At 48.4% G+C, this 25,271-nt stretch carries 15 protein-coding genes; 12 read left to right on the top strand and 3 right to left on the bottom strand.

Going from position 1 to position 25,271, the window contains the following annotated elements:
* Positions 1 to 27 precede the first annotated feature (27 nt).
* The 12 genes from LZD49_RS22295 (at position 28) to ppk1 (ending at position 20,765) form a co-directional block, all read left to right on the top strand.
* On the top strand, positions 28 to 3,315 hold the full coding sequence (locus tag LZD49_RS22295) for a VCBS repeat-containing protein (protein ID WP_234669880.1): 3,288 nt from the start codon (positions 28 to 30) through the stop codon (positions 3,313 to 3,315).
* 91 nt (positions 3,316 to 3,406) lie between these two features.
* The gene (locus LZD49_RS22290; protein ID WP_234669879.1) at positions 3,407 to 6,721 is read left to right on the top strand and encodes a VCBS repeat-containing protein; all 3,315 of its coding nucleotides are present in this window, start codon (positions 3,407 to 3,409) and stop codon (positions 6,719 to 6,721) included.
* Positions 6,721 to 8,025 carry a vanadium-dependent haloperoxidase gene (locus tag LZD49_RS22285; protein WP_234669878.1) on the top strand — a complete coding sequence of 435 codons (1,305 nt, stop codon included), beginning with the start codon at positions 6,721 to 6,723 and terminating at the stop codon, positions 8,023 to 8,025. Before LZD49_RS22290 ends, LZD49_RS22285 begins: the two co-directional genes overlap by 1 nt.
* Positions 8,026 to 8,144: 119 nt before the next feature.
* A complete protein-coding gene (locus LZD49_RS22280; RefSeq protein WP_234669877.1) occupies positions 8,145 to 8,843 on the top strand; it encodes a porin family protein in 699 nt (232 codons plus the stop codon).
* Positions 8,844 to 8,939: 96 nt separating this feature from the next.
* Positions 8,940 to 9,485, top strand: a complete 546-nt coding sequence (locus LZD49_RS22275) for a YkgJ family cysteine cluster protein (protein ID WP_234670107.1) — start codon at positions 8,940 to 8,942, stop codon at positions 9,483 to 9,485.
* A 169-nt stretch (positions 9,486 to 9,654) separates the two neighbouring features.
* Complete coding sequence (locus LZD49_RS22270) at positions 9,655 to 10,353, top strand: hypothetical protein (protein ID WP_234669876.1); 699 nt, start codon at positions 9,655 to 9,657, stop codon at positions 10,351 to 10,353.
* Positions 10,354 to 10,686: 333 nt separating this feature from the next.
* Entirely contained in the window at positions 10,687 to 11,037 is a 351-nt protein-coding gene (locus LZD49_RS22265) for a hypothetical protein (protein ID WP_234669875.1), read from the top strand.
* 85 nt (positions 11,038 to 11,122) lie between these two features.
* Complete coding sequence (locus LZD49_RS22260) at positions 11,123 to 11,455, top strand: hypothetical protein (RefSeq protein WP_234669874.1); 333 nt, start codon at positions 11,123 to 11,125, stop codon at positions 11,453 to 11,455.
* Between the two features lie 263 nt (positions 11,456 to 11,718).
* Entirely contained in the window at positions 11,719 to 12,606 is an 888-nt protein-coding gene (locus LZD49_RS22255; RefSeq protein ID WP_234669873.1) for a ThuA domain-containing protein, read from the top strand.
* A gap of 43 nt (positions 12,607 to 12,649) precedes the next feature.
* A complete protein-coding gene (locus LZD49_RS22250; protein ID WP_234669872.1) occupies positions 12,650 to 15,817 on the top strand; it encodes a PVC-type heme-binding CxxCH protein in 3,168 nt (1,055 codons plus the stop codon).
* Between the two features lie 491 nt (positions 15,818 to 16,308).
* Positions 16,309 to 18,264: a DNA topoisomerase (ATP-hydrolyzing) subunit B gene (gyrB, locus tag LZD49_RS22245; protein WP_234669871.1), complete on the top strand. Its 1,956-nt coding sequence runs from the start codon at positions 16,309 to 16,311 to the stop codon at positions 18,262 to 18,264.
* A 170-nt stretch (positions 18,265 to 18,434) separates the two neighbouring features.
* Positions 18,435 to 20,765 carry a polyphosphate kinase 1 gene (gene ppk1 / locus LZD49_RS22240; RefSeq protein WP_234669870.1) on the top strand — a complete coding sequence of 777 codons (2,331 nt, stop codon included), beginning with the start codon at positions 18,435 to 18,437 and terminating at the stop codon, positions 20,763 to 20,765.
* Here ppk1 and LZD49_RS22235 read toward each other — a convergent pair whose 3' ends face one another.
* The 3 genes from LZD49_RS22235 to LZD49_RS22225 are packed head-to-tail and all read right to left on the bottom strand — an operon-like array spanning position 20,766 to position 25,235.
* The gene (locus tag LZD49_RS22235) at positions 20,766 to 23,240 is read right to left on the bottom strand and encodes a bifunctional UDP-N-acetylmuramoyl-tripeptide:D-alanyl-D-alanine ligase/alanine racemase (protein ID WP_234669869.1); all 2,475 of its coding nucleotides are present in this window, start codon (positions 23,238 to 23,240) and stop codon (positions 20,766 to 20,768) included.
* 37 nt (positions 23,241 to 23,277) lie between these two features.
* Positions 23,278 to 24,375, bottom strand: a complete 1,098-nt coding sequence (gene corA / locus LZD49_RS22230) for a magnesium/cobalt transporter CorA (RefSeq protein WP_234669868.1) — start codon at positions 24,373 to 24,375, stop codon at positions 23,278 to 23,280.
* Positions 24,376 to 24,383: 8 nt separating this feature from the next.
* A complete protein-coding gene (locus LZD49_RS22225) occupies positions 24,384 to 25,235 on the bottom strand; it encodes a universal stress protein (RefSeq protein WP_234669867.1) in 852 nt (283 codons plus the stop codon).
* Positions 25,236 to 25,271: the final 36 nt, after the last annotated feature.

Raw genomic sequence — 25,271 nt, 5'->3', positions numbered from 1 at the left:
TATTTAGTAAGGTAATCGTCCCTACAAATGCGAAAAATTCTACTCCTGCTGCTCTTCTTTGCAGGCTGCAAAAAAGACGAGACACTTTTCACATTGCTCGACGCAGGAAAAACCGGTGTCGATTTTAACAATTATATCGATGAGGACGAGGAGAACAATGTGCTCCGTTATGGCTATTTCTACAATGGAGGTGGCGTGGCTGCGGCGGATTTTAATAATGACGGGCTGATCGACCTGTATTTCACGGGCAATATGGTCGCAAATAAACTCTATTTGAACCGCGGCGATATGGAGTTCGAAGATGTTTCGGATCAATCGAAAACCGGCTTGAATGAGGGATGGAAAACCGGCGTGTCGCTCGTAGATATCAATGACGACGGCTGGGTCGATATTTTCGTGTGCCGTGCGGGTGCACAGGACCCGAAACTGCGAACCAAACTACTCTATGTCAACAACGGCAAAACCGCCGACGGCATCCCGACTTTTACGGAAAAAGCCGCAGAATATGGCTTGAATGACGCATCCTACACCACGCAGGCCGTGTTTTTCGACTATGACCGTGATGGCGACACGGATTGCTTCCTGCTAAACCATTCGCTGCAAGAATATGCTGGTTTCAGCAATTTGCTGGCCAACTACCGCCAACAGCGCAATGAGGCATATGGTAACAAACTGCTTCGCAACGATGGCGGCAAGTTCACGAACGTGACCGATTTCGCAGGAATCATTTCCAATGTGCTCAGCTTTGGGTTAGGCGTAAATGTGAATGATTTCAATAACGACGGCTGGCAGGACCTTTACATCGCTAACGACTATAACGAGAACGATTACTTGTACCTCAATGAAAAGAACGGGAAATTCAAAGAGGTGATCCGCGAGGCAATGGGGCATGTGTCGCTGTTCTCGATGGGTACTGATGCAGCGGACCTGAACAACGACGGTTGGATGGATATTGTGACGCTGGATATGTTACCCGGCAACAATGAGCGGATTAAACTCACGTCGGGTGACGATAACTACGACAAATATCAGCAACTGCTGCGCGCCGGGTTTCACGATCAGTCCATGCGGAACATGCTCCAACTCAATAATGGCGTGAACCCCAATGGTGTGCCGGTATTTAGCGAAATCGGGCAATTGGCAGGTATTTCGAATACCGATTGGAGCTGGGCAGCACTCATGGCTGACTTTGACAATGATGGCTGGAAGGATATTTTCATTTCAAACGGCTACGCAAGGGATTATACCAATATGGAGTTCCTCAAATATTCGGCCGACAAGCAGGTGCAGGCGAATGCGGGTAGTAATGCGCCCAAGCAAATGGAGATCATCGCCCAAATGCCCCCGATCAACGAGCCCGATCATATCTTCAAGAACCAGAAAAACCTGACATTCGCCAAAAAAATCAGGGAATGGGGTTTTGAAAAGGGAAATCAGTCCAATGGGGCCATTTATGCGGACCTGGATAACGATGGCGATCTCGACCTTGTGACAAACAATGTGAGTCAGAAGGCATTCATTTACCAGAACAATGCAGCCAAAATGCTCAGTGGCAATGGCTCTTTAAAAGTTAAACTGTCTTCGCCCAAATACGCTTACCTCGCCGGTACAAAAGTGACCCTATATGGTGATTCACTCACCCAAACCCAGAATTTTATTCCGGTCCGGGGCTTTCAATCGGCGCAATGGGATGCTATGCATTTCGGTTTGGGAGAAAATACCCGTATTGACTCGCTGGAAGTAACCTGGGCTGACGGGAAAAAGCAGTTGATAAAAGGGATAACAGGCAAAGAGATCACGCTTCGTTACGCAGACGCGTACAATGCGCCCGATACGCAGGTAACTCAGCCGCCTTTGTGGGAAGCTGCAAAGCTCATTGACTTTACACACGAAGAGGATGCCCGCAACGACTTCCGAATCCAAACTTTGCTGCCTGCTATGCTTACCTATCAGGGTCCGCATTTGGCACAAAAAGACGTAAATGGGGATGGAACAGACGATTTCTACATCGCAGGTGCGAGGGGACAATCAGGAGCGTTGTTTTTGAGCGCTAATGGCACATTCCGCAAATCGCCTCAACCCGCATTCGAAAGTGATGCCGCATTTGAAGACGCCGACGCGGCCTTTTTCGATGCCGATGGCGATGGTGATCAGGATTTGCTCGTTACCAGCGCAGGTTATGAGCTTAATGCTGGTGATCCGCTATTAGCGCCAAGATTGTATTTCAATGAAAAAGGTATCTGGGGAAAAGCGCAATTCCCAGCCGTTGGCCTAAATGCATCGTCGGTGGCAGTCGCGGATGTCGATAAGGATGGCGATCTCGATGTTTTCCTCGGTTCGCGGGTGACACCGGGCCGATTTCCGGAAAGCCCCGGAGGAGTATTGTTGATCAATAGCGGCAAAGGCATGTTTACGGACGAGACCGCCAGCCAGGCACCTCAGCTTCGCGAAGCCGGAATGATCACCGATGCAACATTTCAGGATCTCGACAAAGACGGCTTCCCTGAGCTCATGCTGACTGCCGACTGGATGCCTGTTCAGGTTTTTAGTAATAACAAAGGGAAATTGGCCAATGCGAGCGAGAAATGGGGTACGTCGCAGTTGAACGGCTGCTGGAACGTCCTCCAACCGGCCGATCTGGACGGCGATGGTGACTTCGATTTTGTTGTTGGAAATATGGGAACGAATTGGCAATGGAACATTACTTCGCCGGATGGATTGGCACTGTATGCGGCTGATTTCGACAATTTGGACAGGATTGTGCCTGTCATTGCAGTCACCGAGGGAGGGAAGGAATATCCTTATGCAAGTCGGGATGAACTGCTTGATCAGGTGCCATCGTTGAAAAAGAAATATCCTGACTATGTCAGCTATTCCAGGGCTACATTGTCGGATATATTGCCAAAAGAGAAGTTGGAAGCGGCTAAGCACTTATCGCTCAAGGAGTACCGGACCGGATTTCTGGAAAATGTAAATGGCAAACTGGTCTTTCATGCATTACCTGTGGAGGCACAGTTCGCGCCGGTACATGCCATTGCCGTGCACGATATGGATGGTGATGGGGAATTGGATATCGTCCTGGGAGGTAATGTAAAACAGGCGCGTGTAAGAATGGGCAAAAACGATGCGAGCCACATCCAGGTTTTTACTGGCAAGGGATTCCTGAAATTCAATTATTTACCACAATACCAAACGGGTTTTTATGCGACCGGGGATGTCCGTCACCTGTCCGTTGTGCAGGTGAATGGCGCACAGTATCTGCTAGGCGCTTTGAACAATGCCCCGTTGGCGACCTATCGGTTTCGGGATAAGTAAAAGGTAATGCTAAGAAATTGATAAAAAATGTTAATTTTCTTTTCTATTTTAGGGAGTAATCTTCCCTCTTTTAATCGGTATTGTGCGCTCAATGAATCACAAAGGTATCCCTTTTTGCCTGACTGCCTTTTTACTGCTGACATTACACGCTACCGACGTCAGAGCGCAAAATCCTTTATTCCGCCTGCTTGATGCCAAGCAAACCGGTATCGATTTCGCAAACCCCATTAGCGAAACCGAGAACCAGAATGTAATGTCCTACGAATATTACTATAATGGCGGGGGTGTGGCAGTAGGGGATATCAATAACGACGGTTTCGACGACCTTTTCTTTACCGCCAACATGGGCACCAACAAGCTCTATCTGAACCTGGGCGCGAAGGGGGACAAAATGAAGTTTAAAGACATTACCGCGTCGGCAGGCAAAGGATTGGAAGGCCGCAAAGGGGGCTGGAAAACTGGTGTTACCATGGCCGATGTAAATGGCGACGGGTTGCTCGATATCCATATTTGCTATTCGGGGAAAATGAAGGAAGAGGACCGCAAAAACCAGCTATTCATTAATCAGGGTAATCTCAAATTCGCCGAACAGGCGAAGGAATATGGTTTAGATAATATCTCTTACAGCACCCAGGCAGCCTTTTTTGATTATGACAATGATGGTGATCTGGATATGATGTTGCTTAATCATACTACCAAAAAAATCGACAATATGGAGCTCGCGAAGTTCCGCACGCAGACGGACGAGCTGGCAGGGAACAAGCTTTTTGAAAACCAGAAAAACCATTTTGTAGAAGTAACTCAAAAGGCCGGAATCCATCAGTACCCGCTCACTTTCGGGCTGGGTATGGCTATTGCCGATGTAAATTTGGACGGCTGGCAGGACATTTACGTGACCAACGACTACAACGAGCCCGATTACCTTTATATCAACAACCACGACGGCACATTTAAAGATATGACGCGGGTGGCTTTCCGGCATCTGGCGCAATTCTCGATGGGTATCGACATTGCCGACTTCAATAATGACGGCTTGCCGGACGTCATGTCGCTGGATATGCTGCCTGAGGACAACCAGCGTCAAAAACTGCTTCAATTACAGGAGAATTATGAATCGTTTGAGCTGATGGTGACGCAGGACCTGCAAAAGCAGTATATGCGGAATATGTTGCAGCTTAACAACGGCGACGGCACTTTCAGCGAGATCGCCCAGTTTGCCGGTGTCTCAAATACAGACTGGAGCTGGACGCCGCTTTTTGCGGATTTCGACAACGACGGTTTCAAAGACCTCTTCGTGTCCAATGGCTATTTAAGGGATTATACTAATAAGGATTTTCTCAAATACTGGGGCGATTACAAGATCAAAAGGGCGGTCGACAAGGAGCCTTTTCAGCTGATGGATCTTGTGAAAGCAATGCCGTCCACCATGCTGGCCAATTACATTTTCAAGAATAACCGTGACCTCACATTCACCCAAATGCAGCAGCAATGGGGCCTGGGACACGCCTCGGTTTCCAGTGGAGCGGTGTACGCCGATCTCGACAACGACGGCGACCTCGACCTGGTAGTGAATAATATCAATGAGCCTGCATTTATTTACCAAAACACGGCCAGTGAAGTGAAAAACAGTCATTGGCTGCAATTCAAACTCAAACAGCCAGGCACCAATGCAAGCGGACTGGGAGCCAAGGTTTATCTTAAAACTAAAGGCACACTGCAATACCAGGAGGTAAGTCCCAATCGAGGTTATCTGTCCTGCACGCCCCTGCGGCTCCATTTCGGGCTGGGCGGCGAACAGTCGGTGGATACGGTGGAGGTCGTATGGCCGGACGGATCCAGTCAAATACTTGAAAATGTGAAAGGTGACCACCTGGTTGTAGTTGAGAAAAATGGTAAAAAGGCGGCTGTGCCGGAAAAGCCTGTCGCGACAAATACATTCTTTCAAAAGCATACTCCCGTCATCGACTATCGGCATGAAGGGTTTAGCGAAAACGACTTCAAACGCCAGCCGCTGATGCTTTCGATGTATTCCCAAACGGGCCCGGTGGTGGTGAAGGGCGATGTAAACAAGGATGGCTTGGACGACATTTTCGTCAGCGGCGATCAAAACAAAAAGGCGAAAATATGGTTGCAGCAACGTGGAGGTGCTTTTAGCGAAATGCCCGGCTTCGCGATCGGCGATGAGGAGACTTCCGCCATTTCAGCTGCGGTGTTTTTCGACGCAAATGGCGATGGTTTCGATGATTTGTACATCGCCAAAGGCGGTTATTCGATGTTTGAACCTAATACCGTTTCCTTTCAGGATGAAATTTACCTGAGCAATGGTAAGGGTAGCTTGAACCTCTTGGTGCTGTCAGTACCTAACACAAAAGCCAGTAGCAAGTCTTGTGCAAGGCCGTATGATTTTGATAAAGATGGCGACCTCGACCTGTTTGTAGGCGGCCGCATTGTCCCGGGCCGTTATCCCGAGGCGCCAGCTTCATATTTGTTGGTGAATGACGGAAAAGGGCGCTTTGAAATACGTGAATCACCTTTTTTCAAGATCGGGATGGTTACCGATGCGCAATGGGGCGATTTGAATGGCGATGGTAAAACGGAGCTGATCATCGCAGGGGAAATGATGCCGGTCAAGGTATTTACTTACAATGGAATGGATTTCGAAGATAAAACTGCCGATTACTTTAAAAGTGAGGAAAGTGGTTTTTGGCATACATTAAAAATAGAAGATCTGGACGGCGACGGCAAATCTGATCTGCTTGCTGGTAACCTCGGGCTGAACACGCAAATTAAAGCATCGCAAAAGGAACCAGCAGAGTTGTTTTTCGCCGATTTCGACAAGAATGGCTCCATTGATCCATTCTTTAACTTTTATATACAAGGCAAATCATACCCGTTCGTCAGCCGCGACGAGCTGAACGATCAGATCTACCCGATGCGCAAGAAATTTTCTTTCTATCGGGATTATGCCAATGCTACGATGAGCGATGTGATTGCTGCGGCCGATCTGGCCAACGCGGGAAGGTTGGAAGCGCGTGAGCTTCGCAGCGTTTGTTTCATGAATCGCGGCGGCATGTTTGAGAAAATCGCGATCCCCGCCCAGGCGCAATTCGGACCGGTTAGCGCGATACTGAGCGGCGATTATAACTATGATGGCAAAAAAGACCTGCTGCTTTTAGGTAACAAAACCGATAACCGGCTTAAACTGGGCAGTATGGACGCCAACTATGGCAGCCTTTTCTTGGGCGACGATAAGGGTGGGTTTCGCTTCAGCGGGCAGCCGTGGTCGGGGCTTTCGGTGAATGGGGATGTGAAATCGGCGGTGCAGATTAACATTGGGGGTCAGCCTTTTTTGGTGATCGGTGCATTTAATGAGCCATTGCAGTTTTATAAAAATCGTGGAAACTAATGCGTTGGATCGTTCTTCTATTTTTGCTTTTTTCTCAACCCATTTTTGCCAAATCTGAGTTGCGTAAGCATTTACAGCCTGCGGTGTTCTCGGTAACTATGGTCATGATCCATGATGTGGTGAACCCGCCCGCGGCAAGCCGGTTCTATACATACTGTCTCCTGGGTGCCCACGAGATTGTAGCGCGTAATAATGATCAAATTATTTCACCCACGACATTTACCAAAAGCATTACACCCATTACCATCGAGGCAAGGGATTACGATTACCAGATCGCCGCATTGTATTGCATCCTGGAAACCGGCCGACTCATTATGCCATCGGGTTACATGCTCGAAGAAGACCAGAAAAAGCTGGTCATCGCATTGTTGCGGGAAGGAAATGCACAAGCTACCATAGATAAGTCGATCGCCGTAGCGCAGGACGTTGCCAAAAAAATCGCTTCCGACGCTGCCACCGATGGTTATCTCAAACTCAGCACCCGGCTCAGGCACCGCCCCAAAAAAGGGGAAGCCTACTGGTACCCAACCCCGCCGGGCTATATCGAAGGGATTGAACCGCATTGGCGCACCATCCGCCCGGTTTTGATCGATTCCTGCAACCAATTCGTGCCAAAGCCACCGGTTGAATTTAGCAAAGACAGTACAAGCGCATTTTACAAACTTGCGAGGGAAGTTTATGATACGGGCAAAAATCTCACCGAACAGCAACGCTTTATAGCCTCTTATTGGGACTGCAATCCATTTGCGATCAACACTTCAGGGCATATGAATATTGGTTTCAAGAAAATAAGTCCTGGCGGGCACTGGATGAACATTACCGGCATAGCCACGGCGAAGGCCAATGTGGATATCGACAATGGCATTTTGGTCCATTCAATCGTCGCGGCAACGCTTATGGATGCCTTCATTAGTTGCTGGGACGAGAAATACCGCAGCAGTCGCGTACGGCCAGAGACCGTCATTAATCGCACCATCGATCCCCAATGGCAGCCATTGCTGCAAACCCCGCCATTTCCCGAATACACCAGTGGACATAGTGTCATTTCCACCGCGGTAGCCGAAACATTAACCTATTTTCTGGGCGATAACTTCGCATTTCGCGACGACACGGAAGTGATCTTTGACTTGCCGACGAGGGATTTCAAGTCATTCAGACAAGCGTCGGAAGAGGCTGCGATTTCGAGGCTTTATGGGGGGATTCATTACCGCGATGCCATCGAAAATGGTCAGGTGCAGGGTAAGGCCATTGGAGCATTTATCACTGAAAAGCTCAGAAAGGCGGGTGTGAAGCCTGCTATCTGACAAATTATAGGAGCCTGAAAGATGAATTTGGCCTGAAAATAGTAGTTTTGGGTTCTTTAAATTCCCGCGTTCCGTAGATAATGGTCAAATCGTTTGCAGTTTTATTACTGTTTTTGGGCTTGTTGGATCACAACGCCAGCGCGCAGGAAGCTTCCGTCACCGAATGGCGGAAAGACCGGGGAACGGTATCTGATAGTCGCGAAAAAGCGGCCGTCCGGGAAAGGGAGGCAGGGGAGCCGGAGTTTTCCAGATGGAGTTTTGTTCTCAACGGAGGTTACGCTTACCGCCTGTTCCGTGCAGGGCAGATAACCAGTCATGACGAACAAGAATATCTTAAGGACCTCAAATCCGGCATCGCATTCGGTGGTGATGTTGCCTACTTTCCGTGGAAACATGTGGGGTTTGGCCTGAGATATGAAATGTACAAGGGCAATGCCAATCTGGACAGCTCGCAGAGCGAAAAAGTGACGATCCAACATCTGAGCGGTGCATTGATTCATCGTTCCTTTTTGAGCAACGGCAAAACAGCCATACTTTCTTCTCTTCTGCTGGGTTATCAGCCTTATGAAAACAAAAGCACCGTCGGTAACCAGCCGCTGACATTCTCCGGTAAAACCATGAACTGGGGCGTCAGTGTCGGAATAGAGCAGCCGATCAACAATAAATTTGCCCTCAACCTGACCGGCACCGCCATGATGGGCGCCATCTACCGCCTCCAACGTAAAACCGCCTTTAGTACCGAAACGCTGCACTTATCCAAAGACGATAGCGTGGATCTCTCCCGGTTTTCGCTGACGCTGGGGTTTCGGTTTTTGTAATGCACATGCACTACACCGGATAACTAGGCCGTGCCGTATAATTTCTACAATTGGAGCTCTTAGAGATTATCATTAAAATTGTGTCGAAACTATTTGATGGACACATTTTGTCATAACACTATGAGCGACAGCGAAAAAGATGTTTCTGATTTATGCGTTAGCTGCGGAATGTGTTGCGACGGCACGCTTTTCAATACTGCACGTATTCAGGACGATAAGGACAGAAAGCTTGCGGATTCGCTGGATTTGATCACTGGTGGGCAGGAAGATAAGCTCTATTTTAAGATGCCCTGCCCGCATTTTGCGGGATGCTGCTCAATATATGATCGAAACCGTCCCCAGATATGCTCGATGTTTTTTTGTAATCCGCTTAAGAAATTTCAGCGCGGGGAACAGGGATTCTTAGAAGCTACACAGCAAGTCAGGTCATTGCAGGAGCATCGTGACAAGTTTATGAAAGTGGCTTCGCAATTCCCGGAATTTGATGGGTTAGGTTTCAGGGAAATAAAAAACAAGCTCGGAGATCTTTCGGAACAAAGTGACAACATAAGTACTTACCGACATCTCTTTCTCCTGTTGTTTGTTTTTGATGATTTGAAAACAAGATACTTCGAAGCGGCGAAGAAAGAAGAAGTTCAGTAAATGCACGGGGGGCTGGAAGCCTAACAAGATGCCTGCCTCTCGCTTCTCGTCTAAATTAGGGCTCAGGTTTTGTAGAATAGCCTGATGATAAACAATTCGCGACCCAGGATAAATAGCATTAGTATTCCCGAAAATTTGGAGGCTCATTACCCTGGAAAATCCATGCAATATGGCCAATGCCGTTCGGGGTAAAGTTGAAATGCGCAGATTATCCACTATCATTTTTCTTCTTGCTCTGGTCCACCTGCTTTTAGGCGTGGGAAGTACCTATGCGCAAAAGCAGGTTCCCGACATCATAGTTGTCAAATGTGCAGCGGACAACGAGCGCGTCTCCGCGGATTGGGTGAATGTGCTGAAAAGTCGCAGCTTCCAGCGACCCGATTCAACCCTACATTTCCGGCAAGAACTGACTGGTGCGGACACAAAATGGCTGCGCCTTATTGAATCCCGTCGATTGGAATGGGAGTTTATGCTCGATTCATTGGCTAAACCATTCGGTGCAATTCTAAGTAGTAAAGTAGTCGTTCTGGTAGGTACTGGCGGAGAGGATGATGCTTTTACTTATGGTGAGGATGTCATCGGGCTGGACCTTTCTGTTCTCGGCAAAAGCTACGGTTCAGCAGAACTTCCCGAAAATACGAACCGCATCGACCGCTTGTTCGCGCATGAAATGACGCATTTGTTTCACAAGGCGTGGATGAAAAGCCGTCATCTTGAACTGAGATCATTCAAGGATAGCGTTCTTTGGGAATGTGTTTACGAAGGCCTCGGTACTTACCGGTCGCTATCTAAGAAGTGGTTGCCGGAGGGCGATTCCTTCCGCCTGTTACCAAAAAAGCCCTTGAAGCGTTGCTGCCGGAATTTTTAAATAATGTTCGGAAAATTTGCAATGCGGACAGTCTGAGCACTGCTCAAAAGGCTGATATTGTCAGAACTCTCTCGCGTGGAGCGATTTCAAAAAAGTGGGGTGCGTTCACAGTTGCTATCTGGATTGCGATTTTCACACAAGGCAACGCAGAGAAGTTGAAGAAGGTCGTCGAGTGGGGCATCGATGCACCCATTTTGCTTGCTATCAGAAATGTGTCGGCAGCCAGTACGGTTCATGTTAATTTAATGCTGTGTAAAGAGAAATAGATATTTAAATTAGATATTACCATTAAAACAAAGAAAACAGGCATATCACAGGCTTCACGCAGACACTATGGGACACGGTTTTGAAATCAGGGTTAACAACAATGAACCAATCCGGGCGGGGCTGGACGTTGACAGGTATTGTGTTACTTGTATTCTGGATGCCACGCGTCGGAAGGACAATCCTGACGAGGAGCTCAATATTAATATCGGCGGGTATGATGCCGATGCTGACGTACATTTTGATTGGCTAAAAGCGGAGTTGCAGCCAGGAGATACTATCCAGATAACAGTAGTAAGCGGCGACTACGATCCACCTAGCAACACTCGTCCGCGTATTACAGAGAATGATATCATTGCGCAGAAATTGAAGTACTATAACGTGCTGAAAGAGGAATTGGAAGATTATTTGCGGGAATGACAGATACAAAGAGCTTTTCTGATCATGAAAAGAAGGAGACAAACGATAAGCCAATCCTCAGGTTTTCTGATAACTATGAAAAAGTATGAAGACGTCTTTCGGCAAAAAGCAGAAATCAATTTTTGGTATTCTGGCCGGACTTGTTCTGTTGTTTTTGGTAGTGGGTGCTGGATACGTAATTATAGATCAGGCGGTTACGATTACCTACATGCAAGATGGTTATAAAAAGACAGAAGACGATCTTGTGGCGATTGTTTGCGTCGTCAACTCCACTAATTTCTCGAAAAGTCAAATTGAGAAATGCGTGAGGCAATATCCTCTTTATAAATACTTGGATTTTTCGGGAGATACCGTTGCGTTGCGACGGTACGAACTCATTTTTAAGAATAATAAACTGTTGAAAATTATTCCGATTTGACAGTTTGTCGACATTGTGCCCGTAATGAAATCGAACATGCTGGATGTAATCCGGTTTTTATTTTTGTCGCGGTTTTCGGCTCTGTGATCAGTCAGGTAATTAACTCTCTCCGGCTACCACCTAACGCCCCGCCCTTGTCCCCGGAACAGGACAACACAGGATGCATTACATTTCATTTATAATTAACTAGGGGAAAAATTGCATTAAGCAGTCTTCCCAATATATCTCTTTACTCACTAAGATTGAACCTTAATCCTTTCATCATGAAATTGAAACAATTCTGCACTTGCTTCATTTTTGCGGCATTTGCAGTGGTGGTCGGTGCGCACTTGGCGGCTGCGCAATCTGCTAAAAAAAAGCCACTGGGCGGCACCCCGCTCGTTGTGTTTGTAACTGGCGATCATGAGTACAGCGGCGAGGAAACGCTGCCGATCGTTGCGGCCGAACTCGAAAAGAACTACGGCATGCGCACGATCGTCCTTAAAGCATATCCCGATCATAATAGCGAAAAGAATATCCCTGGCCTGGAAGCATTAAAGGATGCGGATCTGGCAGTGTTTTACCTCCGCTGGCGCCAGTTGCCACCCGATCAGCTTGCACATATAGAAGCTTATCTGAAAACCGGCAAGCCAGTAATGGGTTTCAGAACCACCACCCATGCATTCAATTTTCCCAAAGGCCATGAAAGCGAAAAATGGAACGCATTTGGCGAGTTTGCATTGAATGCGCCTCCGGGATGGGGCGGGGCGGCCAAGCACACGCATTATGGCCATAACAGCAGTACAGACGTAACTGTGGTTCCCGAGCAAGCAAAAAATCCAATTTTGACCGGTGTAAAAGGCCCATTCCATGCACGCTCGTGGTTGTATCGCGTGCTGCCCGATTATCCTACCAAAGGCTCGACATGGTTGCTCATGGGGAAATCCGTGAACCCCGACAAGGAGGCGATCGAAAATCCGGTGGTCTGGACTGGTACCAACTCGTTCGGAGGAAAGGTGTTTATGACTACGCTCGGACATCCGGAAGATTTCAGGTTGGAACCGTTCCAGCGGCTCGTTATCAATGCAATACATGATGAGCTGGGCTTGAAAATCCCTAAGGAGTGGAAAGGGAAAATGGACATCCAGGTTCCTTACCGTGAAGCCAAGTAATTTTATATAACGCTACCTAAAACCCAACTTAACATTTTTTCAAATGTCTAAACCCAAAAAAATCAGCGTTTATTCATCGCTTATTGCATTTGGACTGGCAGTCATTGCATTCAGCGCCTTCCGGTTGAATCAGCCCGCCCCGATCAAGCTCGCCAAGGGTACGCATATATCCCTGATCGGCAATAACCTGGGTTCCAGGATGATGAACTACGATAACTTCGAAACGGAGTTGTATGTCCGTTATCCCGACGACAACCTCGTTATCCGTAACATGTGCGATGGCGGTGATACGCCCGGATTCCGTCCGCATGCAAGCCGTAACACACCCTGGGCTTTCCCAGGCGCCGAAAAGTTCCAGACGGAGCTGGCCAATCCTTCGGAAAGCGAGGGGCATTTTGAAACACCGGACCAATGGCTCACGCGTTTGAAAACCGATGTGATCGTTTCTTTTTTTGGATACAATGAGTCATTTGAAGGAAAGGCGGGGCTTGCCAACTATAAGGCAGAACTGGATGCATTCATTAAATGGACGTTGCAGCAGAAATACAATGGCACCTCCGCACCACAACTCGTGATCGTTTCGCCTATTGCTTTTGAAGACCTTTCGGGTAAATATGACCTCCCGAACGGTAAAAAGGAAAATGAGAACCTGCTTCTGTATACCAAGGCGATGAAGGAAGTTGCCGACCAGAATAAAGTGCTTTTTGTCGACGCATTTGCGCCTTCTCAAAAATGGTATGCGGAAACAAAGGAAGATCTGACGATCGATGGATCGCAGCTCAATGAAGAAGGTTACAAAAAATTGGGTCTTCTGTTGGTGGATAAAATCTTTGGAAAAGCACCTGAAAAAGCTAAAAGTCGTGAATTGGTCCATGCAGCGGTTACTGAGAAAAACTGGATGTGGCATAACGATTTCAAAATCCCGAATGGCGTTCACGTCTATGGGCGCCGCTATAATCCTTTCGGACCGGACAACTACCCGGCTGAAATCGAGAAGATCCGACAGTTGACCGACATCCGCGACCAGGCGATCTGGCTGGCGGCTTCGAAAGGAGAAAAAACGGACCTGGCCGTTGCCGACAAGGGTAGCCGGACATTACCGCAGGTGAAAACAAATTTCAATCCCGAGAAAAACGGTAGCCTGACATACCTGTACGGGCAGGATGCATTGGCAAAACTAAAAGTGCCGGAAGGCTACAAGATCGAGCTTTTTGCCTCCGAACAGGAGTTTCCTGATCTGGCAAAACCAATGCAAATGTCGTTTGACAATAAGGGCCGCCTGTGGGTGGCCACCATGCCGAGTTACCCGCACTACAAGCCCGGGGATTCGAAGCCGAACGACAAGATCATCATTTTTGAAGATACTAATAACGACGGCAAGGCCGATAAGCAAAGCGTGTTTGCCGATGGGTTGCATTTGCCACTTGGTTTTGAGATTGCCAAAGAGGGAGTTTATGTTTCTCAGGGCACAAATCTCAAATTGCTGACAGATACAAACGGCGATGGAAAAGCGGATAAAGTAGAAATTCTCCTGAGCGGCTTCGACGACCACGATACGCACCATAACAGCCATGCATTTACAGTAGACCCGTCGGGTGCTATTTACTCCGGCGAAGGGGTATTTCTTCATACCAATGTCGAAACCTCCTACGGGCCAGTGCGTGCGACCAACGGTGGTTTCTACCGCTATGCGCCTCAACTGAAAAAGCTCGAACGTACCGCTCAACTTTCGATCCCGAATCCCTGGGGTATCGCCTTCGACGACTGGGGACAACCGTTCTTTGCGGAGACATCGAGCCCCGATGTGCGATGGATGTTGCCCGGCAGTGTTTTCCCGCGTTACGGGGAGGCAACCCATAAATCGGTGCAGCTGGTGGAAGACAAGCATCGTGTCCGCCCCACTTCAGGTCTCGAGTTCGTTTCGAGCCGCCATTTCCCGGATGATATTCAAGGTGATTTCCTGATCAACAATACCATTGGTTTTCTTGGAACAAAGGAACATACTTTGACCGACGAAGGCACCGGCTACAAAAGTAATCACCGCCAGGACCTGGTCGTGAGTGAAGACCGCAACTTCCGCCCTGTAGACATGGAATTTGCGCCAGATGGCTCATTGTATGTAATCGACTGGCATAATATCCTGATCGGTCACATGCAGCACAATGCACGCGACCCCTTGCGTGACCACTCGCACGGACGTATATACCGCATTACCTACCCCTCGCGGCCACTCGTAAAGGCAGCCAATGTAGATGGCGCGAGCATTGACGAATTGCTTAACAACCTGAAATTACCCGAATATCGGACACGCTACCGCACCCGCCGCGAATTACGGGGACGTGATGCATCGCAGGTATTATCCAAACTGAACACCTGGGTAGCTGGCCTCGACAAGAACGATCCGCGTTACGAACATCACTTGCTGGAAGGCCTATGGGTAAGCTGGGGAATGGACAAAGTGGATCAGAAGCTTTTGAAACAGGTATTACGCGCCAAAGATTACCACGCCCGTGCAGCGGCTGTTCAGGTGGTGCGCTACACGGGACATCAGGTGCCCGATCAGGCGGATTTGCTCATGCAGGCGGCACGGGATGAAAACAGCCGCGTACGGTTAATGGCCATCGTTGCTGCTTCCTGGATTGGTAAGGAAAAAGGATTGCCAATTCTGGCAGAAGCCAAGAAAATGCCGCTCGACGATTGGACGATCCATGCGTATGAAGCTGCTGAGGCGCACCTGAAAGGAGAAAATGCAAAGAAAGAGAAGCAAGTTGTTGCTACTACCAGCCTGAAAGGGAATGACCTGATCCTGTTCAACCAGGGACGTCAAATTTACGCGAAGGAAGGCTACTGCAGCACCTGTCATCAGCCGGATGGGAAAGGACTCGAAGCGTCCGGCTTCCCGCCACTGTCGGGGCAATGGATTGCCGGCAGCGACGAAAGGTTGATCAAGATCGTGTTAAAAGGCTTGCTGGGGCCGATCGAGGTGAATGGTAAGAAATATCCTGGCCAGGTGCCGATGACACCTTTTGCCGGCCTTTTGAAAGATGACGAAGTAGCGGCAGTATTGACATATGTGCGCAACTCCTTTGGTAACAAAGGCCCGGCTATTTCACCTGAAAAAGTTAAACAAGTGCGTGCCGCTACCGAAAGCAAGAAGGACTTCTATTCGCCGGAACAACTTCTAAAAGACCATCCTTTGGAAAAATTGTAATAAGAATATAACAGATCGTCGATTTCAATACGAGAGCGGAGGGGAAACCTCCGCTTTTTGTATGTTCTAATGGGCTTATTCGTATCACAGGTACGCCAGGTGACCGCGAAGGAGACAACTTATCTGGCCGACATTTACAACTGGCGAACCAACCGGATCCCTGCCGGGCGGTGGTTATAGACACTCTGCTGGCTGTAAGGTTACCTTTTGCTACGGATGCCGGTTATGGTCTGAAATAATCAGCGGAAGCCAGATGCTCATCCGGAATTGACGCTGGATAACGGATAAAGGCATGTGTCTGCTGACATGAGCCAACACAGAAATATCATATTTTATCGTTCCGCGCTTTCAGGTTTGTATTTGCTTCAAAAGGCATAAATGATGGCGGGTTTGCGATACTTTTTGCTAGGTAAAACCATAAAAAATGCGTATCTTTACGTGCTTAAAAAGCCAGATAATGGTTCTTTTTATCCAAGTGTAAAACAAACTATATGTCAAACGAAGCAGTGCTAGAAGTAAACAGCTATTCGGCTGAAAATATCCAGGTTCTTGAAGGTTTAGAGGCCGTTCGTAAACGTCCGGCGATGTATATCGGTGACACTGGCTTCAAAGGGGTGCACCATTTGATTTGGGAGGTAGTTGATAACTCCATCGATGAGGCGATGGCAGGGTACTGCGATACCATCAACGTTACAGTTGAGAAGAATAATTCGATTACCGTTAAAGACAATGGTCGTGGTATCCCTACCGGGATGCACTCCAAAGAGAATAAATCCGCTTTGGAGGTTGTACTAACGGTTCTTCACGCCGGTGGTAAATTCGACAAAGATACATATAAGGTTTCAGGCGGTTTGCACGGGGTAGGGGTATCCTGCGTGAACGCGCTGTCTATCCATTTGCGGGCCGAGGTACACCGGGAAGGCAAGGTGTTCGAACAGGAGTTTAGTGAGGGCAAGCCGCTTTATTCAACCCGCGTGATCGGTGATTCGGACAAAACAGGGACGATCATCCACTTTTTGCCGGATGCCACCATATTCACGGTAACTGAATTCAAATACGAAACCATTGCAACCCGTCTCCGCGAACTGTCCTACCTCAACAAAGGCATCCGTCTTACACTTGAAGACAAGCGTGAGGAAGATGAGGAAGGCAAATTCCGTGGCGAAGAGTTCTACTCGGAAATAGGTCTGAACGAATTCGTGACTTATCTGGACGCTACACGCCAGCCGCTGATTCCTGAGCCGATCCACATGGAAAGCGACAAGGGTACTGTTCCGGTCGAAGTGGCGATGATGTACAACACGTCATATAGCGAGAATGTATTCTCCTATGTAAACAATATCAACACCATTGAAGGTGGTACCCACGTTTCCGGTTTTCGCGCTGCATTGACACGTACTTTGAAAAACTATGCTGAGAAATCGGGTATTTTGGCGAAGGAAAAAGTGGAGATCAGCGGGGACGATTTTCGTGAAGGTCTTACGGCCGTTATCTCCATTAAGGTAGCCGAGCCGCAGTTTGAAGGTCAAACCAAAACAAAACTTGGGAACGGTGAAGTAACTGGTGCTGTAAGCCAGGTGGTGTCGGAAATGCTCGATACTTATCTCGACGAGCATCCGAAAGAAGCACGTGTGATCATCGACAAGGTGATTTTAGCTGCCAAAGCCCGTATTGCTGCGAAAAAAGCACGCGAGATGGTGCAGCGGAAGAACATTCTGACCGGTACAGGCCTTCCAGGAAAGCTTTCCGATTGCTCCGAGACCGATCCTAACGTCTGCGAATTGTATCTCGTCGAAGGGGACTCGGCAGGTGGAACTGCCAAGCAAGGCCGTAATCGGGCATTTCAGGCGATCCTTCCTTTGCGTGGTAAAATCCTCAACGTAGAGAAAGCACAGGAATACCGCATTTACGAAAACGAAGAGATCAAGAACATGTTCACCGCGATGGGTGTGCAGATCGGTAAAGATGGCGATGAGCGAGCATTGAATATCGACAAGCTGCGTTACCATAAGATCGTAATCATGACCGATGCGGATATTGATGGTAGTCACATCCGGACGCTGATCCTGACGTTCTTCTTCCGTTATATGAAGATCCTTATCGACAGCGGATATATCTACATTGCACAGCCGCCATTGTACCTCGTGAGAAAAGGCAAGGAAGAGCGTTACTGCTGGACCGAGCAACAACGCGAAGAAGCAGTACGTGCAATATCGGGAGGGAAGGAAGACTCGGTGAACGTACAACGTTACAAAGGTCTTGGTGAAATGAATGCCGAGCAGCTGTGGGAAACAACTATGAATCCCGAGCACAGAAGTTTGAAACAGGTTTCTGTTGAATCAGCGGCCGAGGCGGATCACCTTTTCTCCATGCTGATGGGCGACGAAGTAGCCCCACGCCGGGAATTCATCGAGAAAAACGCCAAGTATGCCCGCGTAGATGTGTAGCCATTAGCTCAAACCGCAATATTGAAACGGATGGCTGTGAAATACAGTCATCCGTTTCTTTTTTGGAACGAAAATTTAACATAAACTTCATCGGCCCGAAAACAATAGATTGTTTAGATTCGTTGAATTTTTATTGCCATCCTGATACACCATTTTAATAGCAGAACGTTATGCCTGGCTCATCCGACCATATATATAGCAACGAAAAAAGAAGCAAACTGACCAATTTGTTCGCACTGTTTAAAAGTCCGAAAGAACCGGCTGCAGCAGAGGACGGCAAGGCTGTGAGCTCGTCGGAAAAGGCTACTGCCCAAATGCAGCAAAGCGACCTCATCAGCAGGGACCTTAGCTGGATGAAATTCAACGATCGGGTGCTCGATCAGGCAACAAATGGAGAACGCAACCTGTTCGACCGTCTGAAATTCCTGGCCATCACTTCCTCCAATCTGGATGAATTCTTTACGATCCGGGTAGGTAGCCTTTATAATTATCTCGATTTTGGCAAGGAGCGCCTCGACTATTCTGGCCTGCGCGAAATACCTTTCCGCAAGCTTCTGATGAAAGAAGTGCATGATTTTGCCCGTCGCCAGAACGAATGCTACAAGGACCAGTTGTTGCCGCTCTTCGCGAGCCATGGCTTCCGGATCATCGGAATGGATGAAGTTTCTGAGGAGGAAGGTAATGCCGTGGAGGAATACTTTGAGCGGACAGTTTACCCGATGCTCACTCCAATGCTATTCGATTACACACACGCATTCCCGGTTTTATTGGCGAAAGTCCTGATCCTGGGCGTAATTACGCAGGTGAAAGGAACCACATCGGAAGAGGACAGAAAGCTTTCATTCGTTCAGCTTCCGCCAAATTTGCCACGTTTTTACGTGATAGAGCGGGAGGAAGAATTGCTTTTCCTGCCCATTGAAGCGATCGCGAAAGCACACATCAACAAGCTTTACCGGAACGTGGATATCGTATCCAGGAACTTGTTCAGGATCCTCCGTAACGGAGACTTTACACTTGAAGAAAGTGATGATATTGAAGCAGACTTTATCGATGAGATCAGGACGAAAATCAAAAGCCGCCGTTTAGGACGGGTCGTGCAGGTTTCTATCGAGCCGGATGTGAACCCGGATTTGATGAACCTCATTAAAAAACGTTGGGAGATCGACGATCACAATGTGTTCCCGACCGACGCATTGATCGATTATACAGCATTATGGAGTATTATCAAGCATCCTGAATTCAAAGACCAGATTCCGCCGATCCACCCGCCGGTACCGCCGCTAGGCCTTGACCGGGAGCGCATTCCCGATATTTTTGAGATAATGCGGGAAAGAGATATCCTGCTGCACCATCCTTACAACAACTTTGAACCGGTATTGCAGTTGCTGGAACAAGCGGCGGAAGATCCAAAGGTGCTTTCCATTAAACTGACCATTTACCGTCTCGCAAAAAACTCCCGCGTGACCGAAGCGCTATTGCACGCAGCCGAAAATGGCAAACACGTGGCCGTGCTTTTCGAAGTGAAGGCGCGCTTTGATGAGGAGAATAATATCAAGGAAGCGCAGCGGTTGCAAAAAGCAGGCTGTTTTGTGATCTACGGCATTGGCTTGCTGAAAACCCACACTAAACTGCTTCTCATCGTCCGGAACGAAGGCAACCGGGTACTACGTTACGCGCATTTGTCGAGTGGTAATTATAATGAAGATACATCCAGACTATATACCGACACCGGCCTGTTAACTTCCAATGAGGAGTATACGCACGATATTTCGGAGTTCTTCAATGTCATCACAGGCCATTCGATTCCGTCCGAATATCAGAACCTTATTACGGCCCCACGCTATATGCGTGCGAAATTGATCGAGCTCATTCAGCAGGAAGCGGAGAATGCGAAGGCAGGCCTGAAAAGTGGTATCTGTATTAAAATAAATTCTCTGGAAGACCGCGACATGATCTATGAACTGTACAAGGCCTCCGAGGCTGGTGTACCCATCAAACTGATCGTCCGTGGAATGTGTTGCTTGCGGCCACAACGCAAGGGATTGAGTGAAAATATCACGGTACGCTCACTGGTAGGCGACTTTTTAGAACATTCACGCATTTTCTACTTCCACCAGAACGGCAATCCGCTCGTGTACGGAGGCAGCGCCGATGCGATGGTCCGCAGCTTCGACAAACGCATCGAGTCACTCTTCAAGCTGGTGGATCCGCGCGTACGGCAAGAAGCAATTCACATTCTTTATTATAGCCTTAAAGACAATGTAAATGCCTATGAATTGCAGGAGGATGGCAACTACATCAAATGTGAGATCGAAGCAGGCAGCGCGCCTTTGAATGTGCATGAGGCATTTTATGATGTCACGCTTGATCAGGTGATGGCCACGCAGCTTTTCAAAGAAGAGGATAAGCGCATAGAACTGGCGGCCGTAGCCACAGCCGCCAGAACTTCCGAGCTTGCCGAAACAGACGCGGAAGGGAAGCAGATCGATCCTGAAAATTAATTATTCTTTGTAAAAAACACGCTTGACGCGGTCGCCGATACCCGTCAGGATTTCATAGGGGATGGTGTTGATGGTTTTGGCGAGTTCTATAATTGGGACTTCTTTGCCGAAAACGATCACTTCATCCCCTTCTTCTATATGGGCGTTAGTGACGTCGATCATTGTCATATCCATGCAAATATTTCCGATAGTAGGGCATAAGGTGCCATTGACCCACACTTTACCGACACCGTTACCCAATCCGCGATCGTACCCGTCGGCATAACCGATCGCAAGTGTTGCGATAGCCGAATCGTGATCTACAACGCCTTTCCGGCTGTATCCGACTGTCTCGCCCGACGTCAGATATTTGATTTGGGAGACGATCGTCTTCAATGTTCCAACGGATTGCAATGCATGCTGGTCCTGTCCGGTCGCCTCCACGCCATAGAGGCCGATACCGAGCCTTACCATGTCGAGGCGGTATTCCGGGAAGCGTACAATCCCCGCAGAGTTGAGGATATGTTTAATGGTTTTGTATCCCAATGTGTTTTCAATCAATTCGGCACCTTCCATGAACTGCGCATATTGCTTTCTTGAAAACTCGTTGTGTACACCTTCGTCGGCACCTACCAAATGGGAAAATATGCTCGCTACTTTAAGGGCGGGGTTCTTCCGGAGCTGTTCCACGAGCCATTCATAGTCGTCTCTCACAAAGCCAAGCCGGTGCATGCCGGTATCGAGTTTCAAATGCACGGATGGTGTGTTGGCAGGTTCGGCTTTTCTAGAAATATATTCAACCCAATCGGTCAGAATGCGGCGGCTGTAAATTTCAGGTTCGAGTTTGTATTGCCAAAGCAGATCAAAGGTCGGCAACGTGGCATTCATGACCATAATAGGCAATGCAATGCCGCTTTGGCGTAGTACTACACCCTCATCGGTATATGCTACCCCGAGATAATCGACTCGGTGGTATTGCAGTAATGCGGCCACTTCCGAACTCCCGCTTCCATAGGCGAATGCCTTAACCATGGCCATCACTTTGGTGCCCTGGCCAGCCCGTGCGCGGTAATAGTTGAGGTTATGTACCAACGCATCCAGGTTGATTTCGAGCACAGTATCATGTGCTTTCTGCTGAATGCGGTGTACGATTTTCTCAAATGAAAACGGTCGTGCTCCCTTCACGAGCACGAGGGTGTCGGCCAGGGTGTGGAAGGCAAATGTTTTGAGAAAACCGTCGGTATCGTCGTAAAATTCCTGTTCAGGAATGTCGAACAACGATGCCTGGCTGCTAATCTGTTTGCCGATACCGATCAGGCGGTCAATGCTTTTTTCGCTTACCAATCGGGAGACCATTTTGTAAAGCTCCGTTGGCGTCTGGCCCGTTTGCAGGACATCTGAGAGAATGACGGTTTTCCGGTTCCTCTGTTCCTGCTGCGCAAGAAAGTTCAGGGCCATGGACAGGCCTTGCAGGTCGTTATTATAAGCGTCGTCGATGATGTAGGAGTTGTTGATCCCCTCTTTCAGCTCCAAACGCATGGAAACCGGTTTGAGCAGCAACACCCGTTCCTGAATGACGGCAGGTTCAAGGCCAAAGTCCAGCAGGAAAACAATGCAATGTGTCAGGTTTTCGAGAGACGCATCATCGCGGAAGCCGGTTTCAAAGTTATGGATGCCAAGCTTGCCGGTAAGCGAGATGACAGTTTTGTCCTTCTGCCGCACAAAAGTTACTTGCACATGCGAACCCGAATAGTTACTTCCCCAGGTGAGCGTTTCCAGGAACGGGTTCACGGGTTTCAGTATCAGGCTTATTTCCTCGTCTATTTCGTGGTAGTCTTTTCGGTAAATGAGTTTTTTGACCTTGGTAAAAAGGCGCAACTTTTCGGTGATTTTCTGCTTGCGGCTACGGAAACCGTCGTCGTGTGCAGGGCCGATATTGGTAAAAATGCCGACAGTGGGCTGCATAACCGGTTGCAGGTATTCCATTTCGTGCGCTCTGGAAATACCGGCCTCGAAAATGGCCAGCGAATGTTCCTTACTCAGGTTCCAAACCGAAAGCGGCACACCTATCTGCGAATTGTAGCTTTTCGGGCTTGCGACAATGCTGCGGCCCGGCGATAGCAATTGTACGAGCCATTCCTTCACGATCGTCTTGCCGTTGCTACCTGCAATGCCGACCACCGGAATGTCAAACTGTTTTCTTTTAGCTGCCACGAGCTGTTGCAATGCCCGAATGCTCGAAGTTACCACCCATATTTGGGCGTCCTCCCACGCTGAAACTGTCTCCCGCAATTCTCCTGTAAATGCAGCTTCTTCAACCACAAACTCGCGCACACCCGCTGCGTAGAGCTCCGGAATGAACCGGTGGCCATCGTGACGCTCACCTTTTATCGCAAAAAAAATGCTTTGACCGGGAAAGGAAACCTGGCGGCTGTCGGTCAGGATATATGGGGCTTGTGTAGTTACAACAGGGGATGTATTGACGGTAAGACTCATTCCAATGCTCGTTAATCAGAGCACAAAGGTATTAATCCTACATCCATTTTTTAGATTTGAAATAAAATATCATCCCTATCGTGACAGCGACCATAAGTCCCCAAACATAGTAGTAACCATTGGGATCTTTTAGCTCCGGCATAAACTCGAAATTCATACCATATATACCCACGATAAACGTCAGTGGCATAAAAACGGCCGAAAAGATGGTCAGCGTTTTCATCACCTGGTTCATACGGTTGCTGATCGTCGACAAATGCACGTCCACCAGGCTGGCCACCAATTCGCGGTAAGAATCGATGGTGTCGAGTATCTGCATAATGTGGTCGTAAAGATCACGGTAGTAGGGGATTACATCCCTGCTGATCTGCATATTGTCTTCGCGGATCAGTTGGTTGACCATATCGCGCAACGGCCATATTTGCCTGCGGGCAATGGTGAGCTCGCGCTTTAATGCGTACAGGTCTTTAAGCGAAAGATCATCTTCACCCCGGATTACCTGGTCTTCGGCGGTATCGAGCGCATCGCCGAGTTTTTCAATGACAATGAAGTAGTTATCCACCACCACATCCATCAACGCAAAAAACAAATAATCCGGGCCGTTACGCCGGGTTTTACCGACCGATGCTTCCAGCCGGTTCTCGACAGAGACAAATATATCCGACGAGAGTTCTTCCTGGAACGACAATACGTAATTTTTGCCCAATACAAAACTGACATGCTCCGAGGAAATGCTGATTGGTGATTCTGAATCGACATGAAGCATTTTGAGCGTGAGGAACAATTGGCCGGTGTCGTATAGTTCCAGCTTCGGTTTATGTTCGGTATTGACGACATCTTCCAGCAGTAGCGGATGCAAATGGTAGAAATTGCCCAGCTTCCCGATCATAGATATGTCGTGGATCCCGTCCACATTCAGCCAGGTAATGAAGTTTTCACCGTTTTCGGCCGCCTTGCAATCGTCCAGCGATTTCACCGTCTCTTCCTTATACATGTGCTCGTTGTACCGCACACGCCGGATCCTTGTCTCCAGACCAATGTCGGGACCAATGTAAGTAAGCGTGCCCGGCGATGTAAGCAGGCCACGCTTACGGTACTTTCTGGACTTTCTGGTGCCGTTGTTTGTCCTGTTCAAATCAGGTATTATTTGAGGTGAAACACAAGCAAAGGTACATGCGTATCGACAACAAGCTTGCGGGTAATGCTCGGGTTGATCAGATATTCTTCAATGAACGACCGCTCGCGTGTGGACATGATCAGCAAATCGGCCTTAACCTCGTCGCAATAAGCCTCGATGCCGTCGAGTATGTGTCTGTTTTCGCGGATCACGATCTGTTCATTGGCTATCGTGAAATGCGATTTTATTTCGGCAATATATTGGTTATCAGGCTGGACGTCAGGTTGGCTATCTGACTTGATTTTGAGGAGTGTGAGCTTGGCACCGAGGTGGTTCATCAACACAAAAACCTCACGCAGGATGTTGTTCTCTTCGTATTCGAACTGCGTGGCGTACACGACGTTTTTAAATTGGCTCAATTCTACCTGCGGCGGAACCACAAGCACGGGGCATGGCGAGTTCAATGCAATCTGCGTGGCGGAACTGCCGATGAGTTTGTCGAGAAAACCACCTGTTCCTGTTCGTCCGATGACGATCATATCGGGCACATGGTCGTTGATAGCTTCTTCAATCGCGGATTGAACGCTTCCCAATGCCCAGATGGCCTTTGCATTAAAGCCCTCAGCAGCGAGGTCGGCAACGTATCCGTCGAGCCGTTTATGAAATTCGCCTTCGAGTTCTGTGGTCATCGTCAGGAAATCGGAGCCTCCGATGCCCGGCATCACGTTTCCTGGTGTCACGTTCACATCAGCAATGTAGGGTTGGTATGCGTGTAGGATCAGGAGCTCCGTTACGTTTTTTTCGGCGATTATCTTGGCGGCGGCCAACGCGCGCTCGGCATTTTCGGAAAAATCTATGGCTATTAATATGCTTCTCATACTGGTAGTGTTTTGTTTTGGGTAGGGATTAGGCCG

The sequence above is a fragment of the Dyadobacter sp. CY261 genome (assembly GCF_021440085.1).
Classification (GTDB): Bacteria; Bacteroidota; Bacteroidia; order Cytophagales; family Spirosomataceae; genus Dyadobacter.
This window is presented reverse-complemented; position numbering and strand designations above follow the sequence as displayed.

Bases quoted from the DNA above. Each gene is read 5' to 3' on its own strand.
- LZD49_RS22295 (WP_234669880.1), top strand. From the start codon at position 28: ATGCGAAAAATTCTACTCCTGCTGCTCTTCTTTGCAGGCTGCAAAAAA.
- LZD49_RS22290 (WP_234669879.1), top strand. From the start codon at position 3,407: ATGAATCACAAAGGTATCCCTTTTTGCCTGACTGCCTTTTTACTGCTG.
- LZD49_RS22285 (WP_234669878.1), top strand. From the start codon at position 6,721: ATGCGTTGGATCGTTCTTCTATTTTTGCTTTTTTCTCAACCCATTTTT.
- LZD49_RS22275 (WP_234670107.1), top strand. From the start codon at position 8,940: ATGGACACATTTTGTCATAACACTATGAGCGACAGCGAAAAAGATGTT.
- LZD49_RS22270 (WP_234669876.1), top strand. From the start codon at position 9,655: ATGGCCAATGCCGTTCGGGGTAAAGTTGAAATGCGCAGATTATCCACT.
- LZD49_RS22265 (WP_234669875.1), top strand. From the start codon at position 10,687: ATGGGACACGGTTTTGAAATCAGGGTTAACAACAATGAACCAATCCGG.
- LZD49_RS22260 (WP_234669874.1), top strand. From the start codon at position 11,123: ATGAAGACGTCTTTCGGCAAAAAGCAGAAATCAATTTTTGGTATTCTG.
- LZD49_RS22255 (WP_234669873.1), top strand. From the start codon at position 11,719: ATGAAATTGAAACAATTCTGCACTTGCTTCATTTTTGCGGCATTTGCA.
- LZD49_RS22250 (WP_234669872.1), top strand. From the start codon at position 12,650: ATGTCTAAACCCAAAAAAATCAGCGTTTATTCATCGCTTATTGCATTT.
- gyrB (WP_234669871.1), top strand. From the start codon at position 16,309: ATGTCAAACGAAGCAGTGCTAGAAGTAAACAGCTATTCGGCTGAAAAT.
- ppk1 (WP_234669870.1), top strand. From the start codon at position 18,435: ATGCCTGGCTCATCCGACCATATATATAGCAACGAAAAAAGAAGCAAA.
- LZD49_RS22235 (WP_234669869.1), bottom strand. From the start codon at position 23,240: ATGAGTCTTACCGTCAATACATCCCCTGTTGTAACTACACAAGCCCCA.
- LZD49_RS22225 (WP_234669867.1), bottom strand. From the start codon at position 25,235: ATGAGAAGCATATTAATAGCCATAGATTTTTCCGAAAATGCCGAGCGC.